Annotated in this window: 15 protein-coding genes and 2 pseudogenes; 11 read left to right on the top strand and 6 right to left on the bottom strand. The window is 54.9% G+C overall.

What is annotated here, in order from left to right; all coding sequences use genetic code 11:
- Window positions 1-86: 86 nt before the first annotated feature.
- The 3 genes and pseudogenes from IEX04_RS14640 (at window position 87) to IEX04_RS14625 (ending at window position 3,860) form a co-directional block, all read left to right on the top strand.
- Window positions 87-938: a PhzF family protein gene (locus tag IEX04_RS14640; protein ID WP_188686639.1), complete on the top strand. Its 852-nt coding sequence runs from the start codon at window positions 87-89 to the stop codon at window positions 936-938.
- A 216-nt stretch (window positions 939-1,154) separates the two neighbouring features.
- A pseudogene (locus IEX04_RS19160) lies at window positions 1,155-1,616 on the top strand (ATP-binding cassette domain-containing protein).
- A 354-nt stretch (window positions 1,617-1,970) separates the two neighbouring features.
- Window positions 1,971-3,860 (top strand): annotated as a pseudogene (locus IEX04_RS14625) (FAD-binding monooxygenase).
- Between the two features lie 220 nt (window positions 3,861-4,080).
- Here the strand turns inward: IEX04_RS14625 and IEX04_RS14620 are convergent.
- Window positions 4,081-4,440: a DUF488 domain-containing protein gene (locus IEX04_RS14620; RefSeq protein WP_096256375.1), complete on the bottom strand. Its 360-nt coding sequence runs from the start codon at window positions 4,438-4,440 to the stop codon at window positions 4,081-4,083.
- Between the two features lie 14 nt (window positions 4,441-4,454).
- Entirely contained in the window at window positions 4,455-5,039 is a 585-nt protein-coding gene (locus IEX04_RS14615) for a permease (protein ID WP_096256376.1), read from the bottom strand.
- A gap of 175 nt (window positions 5,040-5,214) precedes the next feature.
- On the opposite strand from IEX04_RS14615, the gene IEX04_RS14610 reads away from it, so the two are divergent.
- From IEX04_RS14610 to IEX04_RS14595, 4 genes are all read left to right on the top strand, one after another.
- Window positions 5,215-5,667 (top strand): FHA domain-containing protein, encoded by a 453-nt coding sequence (locus IEX04_RS14610; RefSeq protein WP_096256377.1) that lies wholly within the window; start codon window positions 5,215-5,217, stop codon window positions 5,665-5,667.
- Between the two features lie 77 nt (window positions 5,668-5,744).
- Window positions 5,745-6,500 carry a transcriptional regulator FtsR gene (gene ftsR / locus IEX04_RS14605; protein WP_096256378.1) on the top strand — a complete coding sequence of 252 codons (756 nt, stop codon included), beginning with the start codon at window positions 5,745-5,747 and terminating at the stop codon, window positions 6,498-6,500.
- 40 nt (window positions 6,501-6,540) lie between these two features.
- Entirely contained in the window at window positions 6,541-7,023 is a 483-nt protein-coding gene (locus IEX04_RS14600) for a bifunctional nuclease family protein (protein WP_096256379.1), read from the top strand.
- Between the two features lie 200 nt (window positions 7,024-7,223).
- On the top strand, window positions 7,224-7,814 hold the full coding sequence (locus IEX04_RS14595; RefSeq protein ID WP_188686637.1) for a MerR family transcriptional regulator: 591 nt from the start codon (window positions 7,224-7,226) through the stop codon (window positions 7,812-7,814).
- 86 nt (window positions 7,815-7,900) lie between these two features.
- Here IEX04_RS14595 and IEX04_RS14590 read toward each other — a convergent pair whose 3' ends face one another.
- Complete coding sequence (locus tag IEX04_RS14590) at window positions 7,901-8,716, bottom strand: ParA family protein (RefSeq protein ID WP_096256455.1); 816 nt, start codon at window positions 8,714-8,716, stop codon at window positions 7,901-7,903.
- Window positions 8,717-9,064: 348 nt separating this feature from the next.
- Between IEX04_RS14590 and IEX04_RS14585 the strand changes: the two genes are divergently transcribed.
- Both IEX04_RS14585 and IEX04_RS14580 read left to right on the top strand, forming a co-directional pair.
- Window positions 9,065-12,517, top strand: coding sequence for a pyruvate carboxylase (locus tag IEX04_RS14585; protein WP_188686635.1), 3,453 nt, complete (start codon window positions 9,065-9,067; stop codon window positions 12,515-12,517).
- 213 nt (window positions 12,518-12,730) lie between these two features.
- Window positions 12,731-13,276: a hypothetical protein gene (locus tag IEX04_RS14580; protein WP_188686633.1), complete on the top strand. Its 546-nt coding sequence runs from the start codon at window positions 12,731-12,733 to the stop codon at window positions 13,274-13,276.
- Here the strand turns inward: IEX04_RS14580 and IEX04_RS14575 are convergent.
- The 3 genes from IEX04_RS14575 to IEX04_RS14565 form a co-directional block, all read right to left on the bottom strand.
- Window positions 13,249-15,060 (bottom strand): AMP-dependent synthetase/ligase, encoded by a 1,812-nt coding sequence (locus tag IEX04_RS14575; RefSeq protein ID WP_188686631.1) that lies wholly within the window; start codon window positions 15,058-15,060, stop codon window positions 13,249-13,251. The two genes, IEX04_RS14580 and IEX04_RS14575, sit on opposite strands and share 28 nt — an antisense overlap.
- A 106-nt stretch (window positions 15,061-15,166) precedes the next feature.
- Entirely contained in the window at window positions 15,167-15,598 is a 432-nt protein-coding gene (locus tag IEX04_RS14570) for a hypothetical protein (RefSeq protein ID WP_096256384.1), read from the bottom strand.
- The gene (locus IEX04_RS14565; protein ID WP_188686629.1) at window positions 15,595-16,353 is read right to left on the bottom strand and encodes an alpha/beta hydrolase; all 759 of its coding nucleotides are present in this window, start codon (window positions 16,351-16,353) and stop codon (window positions 15,595-15,597) included. The genes IEX04_RS14570 and IEX04_RS14565 overlap by 4 nt, the downstream gene beginning before the upstream one ends.
- A gap of 126 nt (window positions 16,354-16,479) precedes the next feature.
- Here IEX04_RS14565 and IEX04_RS14560 point away from each other — a divergent pair, with 126 nt between their 5' ends.
- Together IEX04_RS14560 and IEX04_RS14555 are read left to right on the top strand one after the other, a co-directional pair.
- The gene (locus IEX04_RS14560; protein WP_096256386.1) at window positions 16,480-17,154 is read left to right on the top strand and encodes a lysophospholipid acyltransferase family protein; all 675 of its coding nucleotides are present in this window, start codon (window positions 16,480-16,482) and stop codon (window positions 17,152-17,154) included.
- A gap of 96 nt (window positions 17,155-17,250) precedes the next feature.
- Window positions 17,251-18,642, top strand: a complete 1,392-nt coding sequence (locus IEX04_RS14555) for a class II 3-deoxy-7-phosphoheptulonate synthase (RefSeq protein ID WP_170947857.1) — start codon at window positions 17,251-17,253, stop codon at window positions 18,640-18,642.
- Window positions 18,643-18,648 lie beyond the last annotated feature (6 nt).

Here is an 18,648-nt window from a genome sequence, read left to right as displayed (position 1 = left end):
TTTTCGCCGGGGTTTTGTCATGTCGATTCGCAGGTGAGTACCGCTTTCGCTACTATTTTTTATACTCGGGTGAAAGGTCTCAACTCATGCTGCGCAATTTTCGACAGGTCGATGTTTTCGGCGTACAGCACTATAAGGGCAATCCGGTAGGCGTCGTTCTGGACGCGATGGGATTGAGCGACGATGACCTGCGCGATTATTCGGTGTGGTCAAATTTGTCGGAGTGCACCTTTGTCTACCCGCCCTCCACGGGGCAAGCCGACTATCGTTTCCGAATTTTCAGCCTGAGCACCGAGCTTCCATTTGCTGGACACCCCATGTTGGGAACCGCACGTGCGTGGCTGGACCAGGGCGGTGTGCCTCGCCAACAGGGACTGATTATTGCCGAATGCGAGGCCGGTCTCGTGCCGATCCGAATCGAGGAAGACCTGCTCAGTTTCGTCTCTCCTCCCGCTACCCGCACCGGCGACGTTGAACCCGGCTACCTGGCCCAGGTCATCGAGATCCTGGGCGTCGCCGCCGATAGCGTGCTCGCCGCCCAGTGGATGGACAACGGCCCGGGTTGGGTAGGGCTGCAGCTCGCCGACGCGGCAACGGTCTTGGAGCTGGCCCCCAACGCTGCCGGCCATCCAGGGAATTGGAATATCGGTGTCATCGGCGCCTTGGAGCCGGGGGAGAGTCCGACCGGGGAGGACTTTGAAGTGCGCACCTTCTTCACCGAAGACGGCTTCGACATGCGGGAGGATCCGGTGACGGGAAGTTTCAACGCGGCAGCCGCCGCATGGATGCTGGATACCGATCGTGCTCGGGCACCGTACTCGGTTCGGCAGGGAACTGCGATGGATCGACGTGGCCGTCTCGAAATTTCCGTCGCCGACGGCAAGGTCTGGGTTGGCGGCGCAACTCACGTGGCCATCGCGGGGCAGATCGACCTCTGATCACACAGTTAAGAACACGGGCCGATGTGCTTTCGGCGCTAGGTCCGCGCTTGCGTCAAATGAAGATCTCGTCCTTCCACTGCAACCATGACGCTGGTTCACCGGTTATCCTCAACACTTCTATCGGCACGAAGCTTCGGCACCAAATATGCATGGAGCCACCAGGAGTTTCTGTACCCGTCCACGCAGCACAACTCGGCACAGAATTAGGCACGGTTGCACTCTCCCAAACCGTGCATAAACAAGTTGACTATTCGGGTGGGTGAACGGTGGCTGGTTTCAGGAGCAAACGCTGCCGGAAAAACTACCTTATGGAGGGTACTTGCCGGAGAGCCAGCGGTGGACGGCGGAATAACTTTTTACGCACCGGAACTGAGTGTGCGATGGCTTCGACAGGAATTGCGAATCCTCCCAGGGGACAGTTTGGTGGAATCTTTTGCCTTGGCAACTGACGCATACCTGCCTCACGCATAGCTGCGTTTAGCGCAGCTGGGGCTTTTTGAACCGCAGGATTTCACTCGGCACCCACGAAGCCTCTCGGCAGGTCAACCGCGAAAGCTGGAATTGGCCGTCGCCTTATCCAGCGGTGCGGATCTGCTGCTATTAGACGAACCAACAAACCTTCTATCGCCGGAGCTGGTGGAACGGGTGGAGGACGCGTTGACGGATTATGCCTGAACCGTAATCAAGGTAACTCACCATCGGCGTTGGCAACAGAACCTCATGGAGCACTCTCATGTTTAACGGCTCACGGTAAGCGCTGGCGGTGTAGTGACCACGGGCTGACAAGCATCAGTGATGCACACGCGCAGGCATATGCCTTTCTCCTGGGACAACATTGAGAGTCACCGTGGTGCTATTTATTTGATTTTGGGATGCTGACTTCGGAAAAGATGAGACACAAACAATGCGGGCTTGTGTCGGTGTTCACAATGCACTTATAGTTAGTGTGCGATATGCGAATCTGATGTTCTATTATCGAACACATGAATTTTGAGTCTAAGCGTTTCACAGAGAAGTGAGGATGAAGCTGTGCAGTTTCACCACAATTGATATGTTTCCGCGGATCCGCGGGTCCAACCAGCTGCCGGAACCGGCCTAAGCCGTCCCGAGGAACTGCCTGACGTGATGGACGTGTTGATTGTTGGCGCAGGCCCAGCCGGTATCATCACTGCTGCCCAGCTTTCGCAGTTCCCCGACGTTCACACCCGGATCATCGACCGCCGCCCGGGCAGACTTCAGATTGGTCAGGCCGACGGCATCCAGTCGCGCACCGTCGAAACCTTCCAGGCCTTCGGGTTCGCCGAGCACATCACAGCTGAGGCCTACATCATCAAGGAAACCACCTTCTGGAATCCTGATCCGCAGAACCCGGAAAACATTATCCGCACCGACCGCACCGCTGATGATCCCAGCGGCGTCAGCGAATTCCCGCACCTGGTGGTCAACCAGGCGCGAGTTATCGACTACTTCGCCGAGTTCGCCGCGAACTCACCGGCACGAATCACCCCGGACTACGGATGGGACTTCAAAGTACTGGAAGTCGAAGACGGTGCAGAATATCCGGTTAAGGTCACCTTGGTCGGATGCGGCGAGAATAACAGCGGCATCGAGCGCGTCGTCCGCGCGAAATACGTCGTCGGCTCCGACGGAGCCCGAAGCAATGTGCGCCGCTCCATCGGCGCCAAGCTCACCGGGGACAAGGCCAACCACGCATGGGGCGTCATGGACACCCTCGGACTGACCGACTTCCCCGACGTGCGCACCAAAAGCGCCATCCACTCTAATGCTGGCTCAATCCTGCTGATCCCGCGTGAAGGCGGACAGCTCTTCCGCCTCTACGTTGATCTGGGCGAAGTTCCCGAAGATGACAACGGCAAGGTCCGCGAAACTCCGCTGGAAGAGATCATCGAGCACGCCCAGGCAATCCTGCGTCCCTACACGCTGGACGTGAAAAACGTTGTCTGGCACAGCGTCTACGAAGTGGGCCACCGTCTGACCGACCGTTTCGACGATGTGCCGGTCGAGGAAATTGGCACCCGCGAGCCACGCGTCTTCATTACCGGCGATGCTTGCCATACGCACTCGGCCAAGGCCGGTCAGGGAATGAACGTTTCCATGCAGGACGGTTTTAACCTGGCCTGGAAGATCGGCTACGTCCTGTCCGGATGTGGGCCCGAAAGCCTGCTGCGCACCTACTCGGCGGAACGTCAGGTCATCGCAAAGAACCTGATCGACTTTGATAAGCAGTGGTCCTCGCTGATGGCCGCAATGCCTGAAGATCTCGAAGGCAAGGAAGGTGTCGCGGAATTCTACGTGCGCACCGCTGAATTCCCAGCAGGCTTCATGACCGAATACGCCCCGTCTGAGTTGACCGGTTCCAAGGACCACCAGCATTTGGCCAAGGGCTTCCCGATTGGCAAGCGCTTTAAGTCCGCCGAGGTCATGCGTCTAGGTGACAATAATCCGGTGCATTTGGGCCACCACCACCGTGCCGACGGACGTTACCGAATCTATGTCTTCGCAGATCAGTCTGTAGCGGGCGCTGAATCTAAGGTGAGCGAATTATCGAAGTGGTTACTTGAATCGCCAGAGTCGCCAGTTGTTAAATACACCCCGGCTGACGCTGACATTGACTCGCTTTTCGACGTAAAGGTCGTTTACCAGCAGGACTACACCACTTTCAACCACAACGACGCACCGAAGGTGTTCCGCCCGAACCACGGCACGTTTGGACTGATGGACTACGAAAAGGTCTATGCCGTGCTCGACGGTAACGATATCTACGAGCAGCGTGAGATCTCGCGGAACGGTGCGATTGTAATCGTGCGTCCAGATCAGTATGTAGCTAATGTTTTGCCATTAGATGCTCGCACCGATCTGGCAACTTTCTTTGACGCAGTCTTGCTCCCGCAAATCTAGTCTCGAACGTTATTCAATTGCCCTGTCACGCATTCTTGTGGCAGGGTAATTGTTTGGCTTGCGGAATACTAGAGGCTATTTTGTCGTTCTACTTGGGTAGGAAGTAGCCCTAGAGGAGAACTCATGGAATTCAAATTTGATCTTCAACAAGTCTCGGAATCCGAGATGGCTTGCGTTGACGGAGTCTGTTTTGTTCCGCTAACGAAAACAACGGATGAAGCTACTGAGTCAGCTGTTCACGCAGAAAGTCACGAAGCACCATCGCATGGTTGATTTCTACATTTTTGGCCGCATAGACGAGGGTGACTATCGGTTGCACTTCGACAAGTTCTAAGAACTCGTCGACAGCAGGATTCTGGTTGAGCTCTTGACGATAATGCTCCGCAAATTCCGGAAATCTGTCTGCATCATGATGCCACGCCTTACGCAGTTCGCTAGAAGGTGCGATGCCTTTTGCCCAACGGTCCAACTTGAGTACTTCTTTGGTCTGTCCTCGTGGCCATAAGCGATCAACCAAGATCCGGTAGCCGTCAGCTTCTTCAGCAGCTACATAGGCACGTTTGAGTCGAATTTCAGTCATTGTCGACCCTCTCCTTAGTCGTAGTCATGAGTTGTGGAGTCTAGCGGTGACTTCTGTTGCGCTTCTAGAACTCTGATGCGTGCACCTCGTCGACGGAAGACCAGCCAGATAATGACAAGGATCATAGCGATGACCGCGGCGCTTATCGCACCAACGAGCGTGGCGCCGCCGAACCAAGTTGCCCCGGTATTCAAGATGGCCTGTGCCTTCTGCGCCGCATCCGAGGGATTCCAGAAGATCCCAAGGGTGAGCCAATTAGGTAAAGCGAGAACAACCGCTAATATTGCGATTACCCCGCGCCACCGCCAGCTCAACTTCCGGTAACGAACCTGCCAAAGTACCAGAATTGGAATTAACGTAAAAACGAAGCCGATGGAGAATCCTGAAATCCAGCCTCCGGTCGCGGAACCTGCATTATGGCTGGAAATTTTAGTAGCCCACCAAACAGGCATGAAAATCGTAGCGATCGCGTAAATGACTAGCAGGGTGACAAGTGCAATTACGCCTAGAAGCAATCGAACTTTCCAATTTGAGCGTGGTCTAGGAGTCTTGGCTTCATTGCTTGTTGGGCCACTCGCAGAGCGCGTTTTCTCTTCCATGCAGGAATCATTGCACGTTTGAGCATGCCGAGCCTCAAAAATTTGTAATATCGTGTTATCTCTTGGGCGCTGAGTAGGCTAATCTGGAGATAGTCTGGTGTAAAGCATTGATCACCCGTTTACCTAAAGGTCGTCAAGCGCAAGCTTGAGAGCAAATTTTCTTGGAGGACCCCAAATGTCTGAACATGGGCCGGTTGACCCGCATATCGAGTCTGCCTCCGAAACGACCAATATCTCTTTGCCGGCGGCTCACAAGTCTGCAGAGCCCTCGGTAATCTATCCATTGTCGGATGATGAACGTACTGCGGTCGCAGCTCTTCCTGCGGGATCCGCCTTGTTGATTGCCCATACCGGGCCAAACAAAGGTGCGCGCTTCTTGTTGGATACGGATTCGAATATCGCTGGTCGTCACCCGGATGCCGATATTTTTCTAGATGATGTGACTGTTTCCCGTCGTCATGCAAAATTTGAGCGCGTTGGCCAGGGATTTACGCTCAGCGACATTGGGTCGCTAAACGGAACCTACATCAATGGTGATCGTATTGATTCGGTGACTCTAGCCAATGCGGTACAGGTGCAGATCGGTAAATTCCGACTCAATTTCTACCAGAGCGTGCCAAACGTTTAAGCTAGGTACTGAACTAGTTTCCTGGTGGCCTGCGGTTCGGGCTATCTTTCAACCTAACAATTTGAGGAGCCTCTCCTTTGCCAGTCTTTGATGCAGCCCGTAGCCCACGACTCGAGGCAGTTCGCCACGAGAACGTGAGAACGGCAGCACTGAACATTGGCGAAGTGCTCTCCGAGCTAAAAGATGAGTTTCCTCGAGTTACTGCCTCCAAAATTCGTTTCTTAGAGGACAAAGGTTTGATTATTCCGCAACGCACCTCGGCGGGATACCGTAAGTACATAGCTTCAGATGTCAGCCGACTGCGCTTTATCCTCTCGGTCCAGCGGGATCAATACCTGCCATTGAAGGTCATCAAAGATCACCTGGACGCGATCGATCGCGGGGAAGCTCCTGCAGCGCTTCCAGGAGGCGCTCCAGCAGCACCACAGGCAGTTAACAGCGAGATGGCTGAAGCAATCGATCGGCATTCCCGTCCGGTTTCGCTAGCTGAGTTGTGCGGGCTGACCGCTGCGAGCGAGGAACTAGTTAACGAACTAGTTAATTTTGGCTTGATAGAGCCGGAATCGGGTCGGTTCGATTCGCATAGCGTGCGAGTCACGAAGTCTGCCGTCGAGCTCTCAAATCACGGAATTGAACCACGTCACCTGCGACAGTTCCGTACGGCTGCCGAGCGCGAATTCTCGCTCATCGAATCAATCATTGGTGCGGACTTGAAAAAGCCTGAAGTTTCGGCGCGTGCTAGAGCCGCTGAAGAGGCCCAAGAAATATCTCGTCAGTGCCTTGAATTGCATGAGGCGCTGGTGCAGCGTGCGATTTCACAACTTGATCGCTAGGCTGAGCTTAGCAACGAGTTCGCAACACTAGGGGGAGTCCATGCTTGAACTAGAGTTTGCCGGGATTCGAATCCAACTTCCTTCGAACCAGCCGCTTCTGCTGTTAAAGCGTCATGAACAGAATCTCTATCTTCCGCTGTGGATCGGGGCACCCGAAGCCTCTGCGATAGCCATGTCTGAACAGGGCTTAACGCCGCCAAGGCCGATGACACATGATTTACTGATCAACTTACTGGAAGCGCTCGAAGTGAGCCTACAGCGAGTTGAAATCGTCTCGGTGCAAAACGCGATTTTCACGGCGGAACTTGTGCTCTCAAATGGCAAACGTGTGGATTCTAGATCATCGGATGCCATTGCTTTAGCGGTCCGCGCTCAGTGCCCGATTCTTTGCACCGAAGAGGTCATGGAATCTGCGGGAGTAGCCATTGAAATTGAGTCGGAAGATGAAGAGCTGCCCGAAGCGCAAATGCGTGAATTCAGGGAGTTTCTGGACAATATTGATCCTGAGGATTTCTCCGCCTAACCCAGCATGCAAGTCTCAAAAGCGACACGCCTTAAAGTTAAGCTTGAAGGTCTTTGGCCAAAGCCCCTTATGGCCGTACCGTCGAAGCATAGGGAAAATTCCTGTTGACCGATCCATGGTTCGCCATCACTCGCACCTATCAGTCGCTTGGAAATCTCTCATCTCTCAATGGATTTTGCTTACACACTAGGAGTATTTGGATGGAGTCTAGCCAGACCGGTCCTCGTCTTGGGACCACCGGTGGCGTTCAGCGATCCAATACTCAAGGCTTGCTCTTCACTGATGATCTACCTGAACTAGATGAACATGCTGGTTACCGTGGACCGGTAGTGTGCAAGGCGGCCGGGATTACCTACCGTCAGCTTGATTACTGGGCCCGAACAGGTCTGGTTGAACCAGCAGTGCGCGGTGCTAAAGGCTCGGGCACGCAGCGACTCTACTCCTTCCGCGACATTCTGGTCTTGAAAGTAGTCAAGCGACTTTTGGACACCGGGGTTTCTTTGCAACAAATTCGGACCGCAGTCAGCCATCTTCGTGAACGTGGAGTTGAAGATCTGGCGCAAATTACTTTGATGAGTGACGGAGCATCGGTCTACGAATGCACCAGTGCCGATGAAGTAATTGACCTGGTTCAAGCTGGACAAGGGGTCTTCGGCATTGCTGTGGGCCGAGTCTGGCGTGAGGTCGAAGGATCATTGGCGGCGCTTCCGTCCGAAAGTACCAGTGATCAATTGGCTACCGACGAGATCTCTGCTCGCCGTGCGGCAAAGGCCGCTCGGAACGTCGGCTAAATACTTAATTAGAAACAAAAAGCTTCGGCTCTAACCAACTTTTTCAAGTGGTTAGAGCCGAAGCTTTTTATGTATAAGTGGTGTCTCTAGCTGTTTGGCGTGGGTGCAGCCGACATGAGTTCCTTGAGTAATGCATCGAACTGGCCAAGCATGGGCGCAGTGGCCTTACTTGGCCACTGATGCACCGAATAAGCGGCGCCCTGGATCTGCTGCCACTCAGGGTGCTCAGGAATTTCCGGCTTCACCATTGAGTCGCCGAACATTTGACGCATTTCGTTGAGACGGAATGTATGCTCTGCGGAGTCTTTACGCACTCGGTTCGCGACAACACGGACGGGGCCTAGCGATGGAGCGAATTCGCGGCGGAATAGTTCCAAGGCACGCTGGGTTCGTTCCGTTCCCGCAACGGAGAATAAGCTTGGCTCGGCAACGAGCAATAGTTGGTCCGACGCGCTCCATGCCATGCGGGTTAGACCGTTTAGCGAAGGTGGGCAGTCGATAAGAACAAGCTGGTAACCGCTAGTGCGACTCAATAACTGGGACAGACGGCGTAAGTCACGAGTACGTAAATCCGGACGGTCATAAATTCCGGTAAAGGCATCGCCGACGGCAACATCTAGTACAGGAATACGTGTCCGCGATTTCTTTTCGGCCGCTTTGGACTGCCATGCGCTTGCTGCGACATTGTCCTGTAGGCGTGCACGGCGAACGTTCTTGAGCATTTGCCCAATTGGCTGCTTACCGTTTACTCGTACTCCCAAGCCAGTGCTCGCGTCCGCGTGCGGATCTAAGTCGATCACGAGCGTCGGAATTCCGGCTGCGAGTGCTGCTGAGGCCAATCCGAGTGTTACGGAGGTTTTTCCTACGCCACCCTTGAGGCTGCTGATGCTCACTACATGCACGGACCAGACCACGCCTTTCACTGTTCGCTGATTATGTGTCCCACCGAATATTTAGTCTCCCTTTATCATAGTGTGCCAAGCGGTAATTCCCCGACTCCGCAACGTGGGATTTTTAGCACGAATGTACCTATGCCAAAAAAGATCCATAAACTGTCTAGTTAAGTTTGTGGTCAGACCACAGGGCGAAATGTTTGGTAATTGTGTACCCGATCACGGTAGGGTATCCACAGCAGCGGTTAAAAATATCCGTTATGCGAAGCCCCGCACCCGGGTAATACGAGATGAAGCGTCCATATGTGGACGCGAATCCGAACCCAAACGGGTGTGCTGAATCGATGTAGGGAAAATATGTTTGAGAAGATCTTGGTCGCCAACCGCGGTGAGATTGCAATTCGTGCTTTCCGCGCTGGATACGAACTCGGCGCTAAAACAGTTGCCGTCTACCCATATGAAGACCGAAACTCGATCCACCGGCAGAAGGCTGGAGAGGCCTACCAGATTGGCGAAGAGGGACACCCTGTTCGCGCTTACCTGGACATTGACGAAATCATTCGCGTCGCCAAAGAAGCCGGCGCAGATGCTATTTACCCAGGCTATGGTTTCCTCTCGGAAAACCCAGACCTGGCACGCAAGGCAGCAGAAAGCGGCATTAAGTTCATTGGTCCAAAGGCGGACGTTCTTGAGCTAGCTGGTAATAAGGTCGCAGCGCTGAAGGCTGCACGCAAGGCAGGCATTCCCGTGCTGGAATCCTCGGAGCCAAGCGACGATGTGGACTTCCTATTAGCCGAAGCTGACCGTATTGGTTTCCCAATCTTCGTCAAGGCAGTTGCCGGTGGCGGTGGGCGCGGTATGCGCCGTGTGGACAAGCGCGAAGACTTACCAGAGCTGATGGGCGCGGCAATGCGCGAAGCCGGTACGGCTTTCGGTGATCCCACAGTTTTCCTAGAGCAGGCAGTACTTCGTCCGCGTCACATTGAAGTTCAGATCCTCGCCGACGAACAGGGCAACGTGGTCCACCTGCATGAGCGTGATTGCTCCTTGCAGCGTCGTCATCAGAAGGTTGTGGAGATTGCGCCCGCTCCAAACCTCGATGATTCGATCCGGCAGGCTCTATTCCGCGATGCGGTTAAGTTCGCTAAGGCTCTGGGATACCAGAACGCCGGTACCGTGGAATTCTTGGTGGATACCGTCGGTGAGCGTGCCGGACAGCACGTGTTCATCGAAATGAACCCACGTATCCAGGTAGAGCACACGGTGACTGAAGAAGTCACCGATATTGACTTGGTCCAGGCCCAGATGCGCATTGCCGCAGGCGAAACCCTGAGCGACCTGGATATCAGCCAGGACACCATTCAAGTTCGTGGTTGGGCCATCCAGTCTCGTATCACTACCGAGGATCCGGCTAATGGATTCCGCCCGGACGTTGGAACAATTACTGTTTACCGCTCTGCCGGTGGTTCTGGCGTGCGTCTAGACGGCGGCACGATTTACACCGGTGCTGAAGTTTCACCGCACTTTGACTCGATGCTGGTCAAGCTCACCTGCCGTGGCCGCGATTACGCCACTGCCGTGGCACGTGCACGCAGAGCTCTCGCTGAATTCCGCGTGCGTGGCGTTGCGACCAACATCCCGTTCATTCAGAACGTTTTGAACGATCCGCAGTTCATCGCCGGCGATGTCGCCACAGACTTCATTGACTCGCGTCCGGACCTGCTGACCGGTAATGAATCTCAGGACCGCGGTACTAAGGCGCTTAACTACCTGGCGCACGTAACTGTCAATAAGCCCAACGGCGAACGCATCGATGGCATTGATCCTCGTAAGAAGCTTCCAAGCTTCCCAGGCGACAAAGCCTCCGAGCCTGAGCGCTCGCCATTTGATGGCCCTTCGAAGTCGGTAACACCGCCAGCTGGCTGGCGCCAGAAACTTATCGACCTGGGTCCTGAAGGCTTTGCCAAGGCGCTGCGCGATTCAACCGCGGTGGGTATCACCGACACCACTTTCCGTGACGCCCATCAATCGTTGCTAGCAACACGTGTTCGTACCCGTGATCTGCTTGCGGCCGCTCCTGCGTATGCACACACCGTGCCGCAGTTGTTCTCCATGGAGGTCTGGGGCGGGGCAACCTACGATGTATCGCTGCGATTCCTAGGTGAAGATCCATGGAAGCGTTTGGAGCTACTGCGCGCCGAACTGCCGAATATTCCATTGCAGATGCTTCTTCGTGGTCGTAACACCGTTGGTTACACTCCGTACCCAACTGAGGTGACCGATGCCTTTGTGAAGCAGGCAGCTAAGAGTGGCGTCGATATCTTCCGTATCTTCGATGCACTGAACGACGTGGCGCAGATGGCTCCGGCTATCAAGGCGGTCCGTGAAACCGGAACCGCGGTCGCAGAAGTGGCCTTGTGCTACACCGGCAACCTGCTTGATCCCAATGAGAAGCTATACACGCTGGATTACTACCTGAATCTAGCTCAGCAGATCATCGATGCTGGCGCACACATCATCGCCATCAAGGATATGGCCGGCCTGCTTCGTCCTGCTGCGGCGAAGAAGCTTGTCACCGCCTTGCGAGCACGTTTCGACGTGCCGGTTCACCTGCACACCCACGATACTGCTGGTGGCCAGATGGCTACCCTTACGGCAGCCATCGAGGCTGGCGTGGATGCGGTGGACGTTGCCTCGGCAGCGATGGCAGGCACTACCAGCCAGCCATCGGCTTCGGCATTGGTCGCTGCCTTGGAGCGCACCGAACGCGATTCTGGCCTATCACTGGCTGCAGTTGCCTCCCTAGAGCCTTACTGGGAAGCTGTGCGCGCAATGTACAAGCCATTCGAATCCGGACTACCGGCTCCCACCGGACGCGTTTACCAGCACGAAATCCCCGGTGGTCAGCTCTCAAACCTGCGCCAGCAGGCCATTGCATTGGGACTGGGCGAACGCTTCGAAGCCATTGAGTCCATGTACGCGTCGGTCAACGACATGCTGGGTAACGTAGTGAAGGTGACCCCATCATCCAAGGTGGTTGGCGATCTAGCGCTCCAGCTCGTCGGCTCCGGCGTGCCGGCTGCTGAATTCGAATCCAACCCGCAGAACTTCGACATCCCTGATTCGGTCATCCAGTTCCTTTCGGGCGAATTGGGTAACCCTCCTGGAGGCTGGCCAGAACCGTTCCGCACCAAGGCATTACAGGGTCGTACCGTGCGCAATCACGTAGAGGCGCTCTCGGATGAGGACTTGGCCGCGCTGACTAGCGACGACGAGACGATCCGCGCGACGCTGAACCGCTTATTGTTTGCTGGTCCAACTCGCGACTTCGAAAAGTCTGTGGAGAACTACGGCGACCTCTCGGTATTGCACACCCGTGATTACCTCTTCGGGCTGAGCCCGGACGTGGAGCGCGTGGTTTCGCTTGGCACCGGTGTCCGCTTGCTGGTCAAGCTGATTTCGGTTTCTGAAGCCGACGAAAAGGGCCTGCGCACTGTGGTGTTCTCGCTCAACGGTCAGTCTCGTCAGATTAAGGTTCGCGACGAATCCGTTGAATCAACGGTAAAGAGCGCGCCAAAGGCCGATCCAAAGAACTCCGGTCACGTGGCAGCGCCATTCGCTGGCGCGGTGACGATCAATGTTAAGGTCGGAGACTTGGTCGAGTCCGGACAATCGGTAGCCACCATTGAAGCGATGAAGATGGAAGCTGGCATTACTACTAATGCGTCAGGCGTCGTTTCTCAGGTGACTTTCGAGGGAACTAGCCAGGTTCAGGGTGGAGATTTGCTCCTGGTTATTGAACCTAAGTAAACGCCGGTATAGGTAGCGTTTACCAATCTGCAATGGCGTGGCACCTAGGGATTGCTCCCTAGGTGCCACGCCATTGTTATGACATATCAATGTTTGTACAACTTTGCGGGCTAGCAAACTGGAACACTTGGGGCATCTATGGAACGATGCTCACTGGTGGCCTCGAAATCGTCAAGGAAACGGTTTAAACTCAAATCTTGGGCAAGGAGAGCGATGCGTTTATCGCGCAAGCAGGACGTAACACTTAAACCAGCAATGTTACGGGCGAAAGCCCTCGCTGCAGGAAAAATACGAGCATCCCTGAATGTCAGTGTTTTCGCCCTAGACTCATCGTTGCCGGCAGAAACACTCGCGGGTTTCCTGCAAGCCCAATTTCAAGAGCTCTCGTTGTCTTCGCAGGTTCGGGCAGCGGGCCCTGAACGAGTTCAAGCGGCGTTGACCGGGCACTTTACCAAAGCAGACGTTCTGGTTGTATTGGGTGGTACCTCCGCGAAAGCAGAACCCGCGCTCATGGATCTAGTGCAATGGCTCTTGCTCAATGGGCAAACAAGTTTGGCAGAAAACTTACTTTACGCGCAGTTGGGATCAGCTAAATCAGGGACTGTCGCACCAGTTTTTGAACGTGTGATCCTACCCTTAGATTTTGCTGAGCGGGTACAACAAAGCGGCCGCAGGTTTCCCTGGGCCGCTTCATCCCACGATCAGTGGGCACTTGCTGATGCGGTGCTAACCTATGCGACTGGCTTGGCTGCCGAATAGATTTCGTCAATGACCTGTTCGTAGTCCTTGAACACCACAGCACGCTTGATCTTCATCGAAGGGGTCAAATGACCGGAGGTCTCGGTGAAATCCGTGGGCACAATGCGGAACGCCTTGATCGCTTCGGCGCGGCTCACAGATTTGTTCGCTTTGTCGACCAGCGACTGAATATGAGTCTTGACCACGTCGAGTTCTCCAGCTTGTTCGATAGTCAATGACTTATCTAACTGGTTGCGTTCCAGCCAGCCCGGTAGCGACTCGGCGTCTAGCGTGACTAGTGCCGAGATGAACGGGCGACCGTCACCTAGGACGACGCACTGTGAAACTAATGCGTCGGCACGAATCTGATCTTCGAGCAATGCTGGAATAACGTTCTTACCGCTGGCGGTAACGATAATTTCCTTCTTACGGCCGGTGATTTTCAAGAACCCGTCAGAATCGAGCTCTCCAACGTCACCGGTACGGAACCAGCCATCGGTGAACGTTTCTGCTTCGAGATCTGGCCGGTTGTGGTAACCGCGCATCACGCAAATACCCTTGGTCAGGATCTCGCCGTCTTCTGCAATACGGACTGCGTTGCCAGGCAATGGGCGACCGACGGTGCCGATCTTGATCTTGCCGGGGGTGTTTACGCTGATTGGAGCTGTGGTTTCGGTCAGGCCGTAACCTTCGAGAATTGTCACGCCAATTCCGTTAAAGAAGTGTCCTAGACGCTGGCCCAGGGGAGCGCCGCCGGAGACTGCATAGCGAATTTTTCCACCCATAGCGGTGCGCAACTTGTTATAGAGCAACACATCAAAGAGTTTGTGCTTGGCTTTGAGTACTAGTGGAACATTGCCGTTCTCCAGCGCGCGAGAATAAGCAACTGCGACGTCAACACCAGCGTGGAAGATCTTGCCCTTACCGCCGTCTTCGGCCTTCAGCATGGCTGAGTTGTATACCTTTTCGAACACACGGGGTACGGCGAGAATGAAGCTTGGTTGAAATGACTGGAGGTCAGGCAGCAGGTTTTTGACGTCTGGGGTATGGCCGACACGGCAGCCAACGGAAACGGCCAGTATCGAGATATAGCGGGCGAAGATGTGCGCTAGTGGCAGGAACATGATGGTCGCTGCGCCGGGGTAGACACATTCAGGAAGTTCCGCGGCAGCGTTGTCAGAAAGCTCAACGAAGTTGCCGTGGGTCAATTCGCAGCCCTTGGGGCGTCCGGTAGTCCCGGAAGTATAAATTACCGTGGCTACGTCATTGAGCGTAGCCGCGGATCGACGCGCTTCGAGTTGCTCATCGCTCACGTTTTTCCCGAGCTCGCGCAGCTCATCAAGGCCAGCGTCAAATTGCCACACCTCGTCCAGCTCGTCTAAGGATTCTTGATGGGCCGCCTGACGGACAACATTTTCATGTTTGGCAGATTCCACTACCACCGCGCGGGCGCCAGAGTCGGCAATGATCCAGGCAACCTGGCTGGGGGAGGAAGTTTCATAGATCGGTACGGTGATGCAACCGGCGTACCAGATTGCGAAGTCAACTAGTGTCCATTCGTAGCGAGTGCGCGCCATTAGGCCGATGCGCGAACCTTGCTCAATACCCGAAGCGATAAATCCACGTGCGATTGCCGAGACATCGGCGGCAAACTGTGAAGCGGTGATGTCCTGCCAATCCCCATTAGCAGCGGGTACCGAGAAGAGCGCCGGATTGGCTGCTGAATTAGCATGCCTTAGGAGCAGATCGGTAATGTTCGAATTTTCCGGCGAGTGGATGCGAAGTGGCGAGCTGTATTCGCGCATCTGGTACTCATCTCCTGTGCTAAGTGTTCGGGCTATGACAATACGTAAGCTGTGTCACATCTATATTACTTGATAGTAACGTAGCTATGGAAGTGTTCCAAGTTGGTTAGACCTTAGCCCCATCATCTCCCGGATCTCGCTGAGTCGGAAGTCTTCGCAGCAAGTAAAAAATACCGATGATCGCGGCGGCCGCTAGGCCAAGATAAATAAAGCCTGGAGCGCTTCGAAAGAAGATTACACAAAAAAGCAGTCCAAAGGGACCGCCCACGGCGCCAACCCACGCTAGGTTGAGCATCGGGTCGCCGCTGCCTATGGCGGCAGGTTCTTCGGGAATGAACTCTTCCGGTGTTTCATCGGCCACGTAATCACGCGGACCGCGTGCCAGCGGTCCGGTATTAAACAATTTTGCTAATTCGGCAGCGCGCTCTTCTGCGCTCGGCTCACGCGGAGCGGGGACCTCTAGGTTTCTAAAGTTGTCCACCAACTCATCCCAGCGGGGATCTTCGGTGTTTGATGGCTCTTGCTCTGCCGGATTCACTTAGCCTCTTCCCGCGCTGTCACATCGGTGAAAAAACGCAGTGATTCTTTGAAAATTTTCGGCGCATCATAATCCAACGTCGCCACGTGCCTACTGCGTGACAACGCGATACGTTCGCGAAGAATTCCCGGCTCCAGTCCTTTGAGCAATTCGTGTACGGATGCATCCGAAACGACGTTGTCCACAGCGGAACGAAATAATTGAACCGGTGCGCCCACCAAGGGAAGTCGGGCACGGGTTTGTGCGAAGAGCTTATACAACTCTTGTACGGCGGCTACCGGCGTGCGAGGATAGGCATTTTCATCGGCTCCTGGCAGCGCAATGTCATTGCTGATTGGAGCGACCGAACGAACGACTCGGCGCAAATATCCCGCGTAAGGTGCCACCTGTGAATCGATGACCAATCCGGGATTAACCAATGACACACCAGCGACGTTTCTGCGTGTGGCAAGGTGTAACGCCAAAGCGCCACCCATGGACAGGCCGGCGACAAAAACTCTTCGATGTGTTGCTGCGAGTTCATCGTAGGCATCTTCGGTGCGTTGGATCCACTGGTGATAAGGACGTCCAATCATGTCTTGCCAGTGGGTTTCATGACCGGGAAGTATCGGAACGCTGGTGGGCACACCCTGCTCTTCTAGGGAGTCAGCCCAGGGGCGCATAGCTGTAGTGGAGCCGGTAAAGCCATGGATTAACAGCACAGCAAAATCCACGTCCGACGTGGTCCCTGAGATCGAAGTAGCGTCTTTCATCATGTGCACCCCTAATAATTTAACGGTTCATAGTCGAGCGTAGTGCACAATTGTATGGAGTGGAATCAACGCACGCAGCAGCGAACCCACGCATAAACGTTCGAAGACAAAACGAAGGAATGCCACCCCGTGCTCTACGACTTTCTCAAACGGTTCGCGGTTCGGCCCTTGTTGCGTATCTTTTTCAAGATCGATCTTCAAGGTATCGACAACATTCCCGTACAGGGCGCGGCGATTCTTGCCTCAAACCACCTCTCGGTAAGTGATTCGGTATTCCTACCGGCCAGCCTCGAACGCCCGGTGATCTTTTTGGCCAAGGACGATTATTTTAAAGGCAAAGGACCCAAAGGACGATTGGTCGCGTGGTTCTTCCGCAACATTAATCAGCTGCCGATGGACCGTTCCGGCGGTAAAGGTTCAGCGGCAGCGCTAGCTAGCGCCAACCGCGCATTAAAAGAAGGCAAGTTACTGGGTATCTACCCAGAAGGAACACGTTCGCCAGACGGTCGGCTTTACCGCGCCAAACTTGGTGTCGCAAAACTAGCCATTGAATCCGGTGCGCCCGTTATCCCTATCGCTATGATCGGTACCGACAAAGTCCAGCCCATTGGGCGAGGGATCCCCAAACCTGGGCGGATCGGCATACATCTGGGAACCCCCTTGGATTTCAGCCAGTACGCTGGCCAAGCTGATGACCCGCAGATCTTGCGCCTGGTGGCCGATGATATTCGCAAGGCCATCAACGAGCTCTCCGGTCAGAACTACGTAGACGTATACGCTCCGAAAAAAACTAAAAATAGCTAGTACAGAGATGCTCGGCAGTGTCCAGATTCGGTGTGTTACGCCCAGTTGTTACATTCATCGCGGTGCTTTGAGGCTCTCACACGTAGAATCTTTAGGGTGAGCGAAGAAAACCGAACCCCATTGCCTGGCTCCTCTGTAGCCGGCCCCGCCACCGACCCTCAACTTGATGCGTGGCGTGATCTGCCTATTGCCCAACAGCCCACCTGGCGTGAGCACCCGGACTATAGCGCTTCAATTTCCGAACTGGGTTCACGTCCGCCACTGGTTTTTGCTGGTGAAGTGGACATTTTGCGTGAACGTCTTGCAGCCGCGGCACAGGGCAAAGCCTTCCTCCTTCAGGGTGGCGACTGCGCCGAAACCTTTGACGGAGCGACCGCAGACAAGATCTCTTCGCGTGTGAAAACGATTTTGCAGATGGCTGTTGTGCTGACCTATGGCGCTTCGATGCCGGTCATCAAGATGGGACGCATGGCTGGGCAATTTGCCAAGCCACGTTCTTCTAACGATGAGACCCGAGACGGCGTGACTCTGCCGGCATTCCGCGGCGACATCGTCAACGGTTATGACTTCACTCCAGAGACCCGTGCTCACGATCCTAAGCGTCTGGTGCAGGCTTACAACACCTCCTCGGCGACGCTGAACTTGATTCGTGCGTTCACCCAGGGCGGTTTCGCTGACCTGCGCAGCGTTCACTCGTGGAACGCAGGTTTCATGGCGAACCCAGCACACTCGGCTTACGAGCAGCTTGCCGGAGAAATCGACTCGGCGATCCGTTTTATGGATGCCTGCGGAGCCGACTTCGAAGCACTGAAGCGTACCGAGTTCTTTGCTTCCCACGAAGCATTGTTGCTGGATTACGAACGCGCACTAACGCGAACTGATTCACGTACCGGGCAGCCATATGACACCTCGGGACACTTCCTGTGGATCGGTGAGCGTACCCGTCAGCTGGATCACGCACACGTGGACTTCCTGTCGCGCGTACGCAACCCAATTGGCGTGAAGCTTGGTCCGAATACCAAGCCAGAAGACGCGCTGGCATTGATCGAGAAACTTGATCCGAACCGCGAGCCAGGACGCCTGACCTTCATTACCCGCATGGGTGCGCAGAACATTCGCGAGAAGCTGCCAAACCTGGTCGAGAAGGTTACCGCTTCCGGTGCGCAGGTACTTTGGGTCACCGACCCAATGCACGGCAACACCGTCACCAGCGAAAACGGTTACAAAACCCGCAGGTTCGACGATGTTATGGACGAAGTCCGCGGCTTCTTCGAAGTCCACGATTCGCTTGGCACCTTCCCGGGTGGCTTGCACGTGGAAATGACCGGTGACGATGTAGCAGAGTGCCTCGGTGGCGCCGATCCGATCCGTCAAGAGCAGTTCGACGATCTCTACGAGTCGGTCTGCGACCCTCGACTGAACCACAAGCAGTCACTGGAAATGGCGTTCCTCGTTTCTGGTGCCCTGCAAAGCCGCGGCCGACGCTAACCCGTC

Origin of the sequence: Glutamicibacter ardleyensis, assembly GCF_014644555.1 — a bacterium.
Taxonomy (GTDB): Bacteria; Actinomycetota; Actinomycetes; order Actinomycetales; family Micrococcaceae; genus Glutamicibacter; species Glutamicibacter bergerei.
Note: the sequence above shows the minus strand (reverse complement) of the source record. Positions and strands in the feature narration are given on the sequence as shown.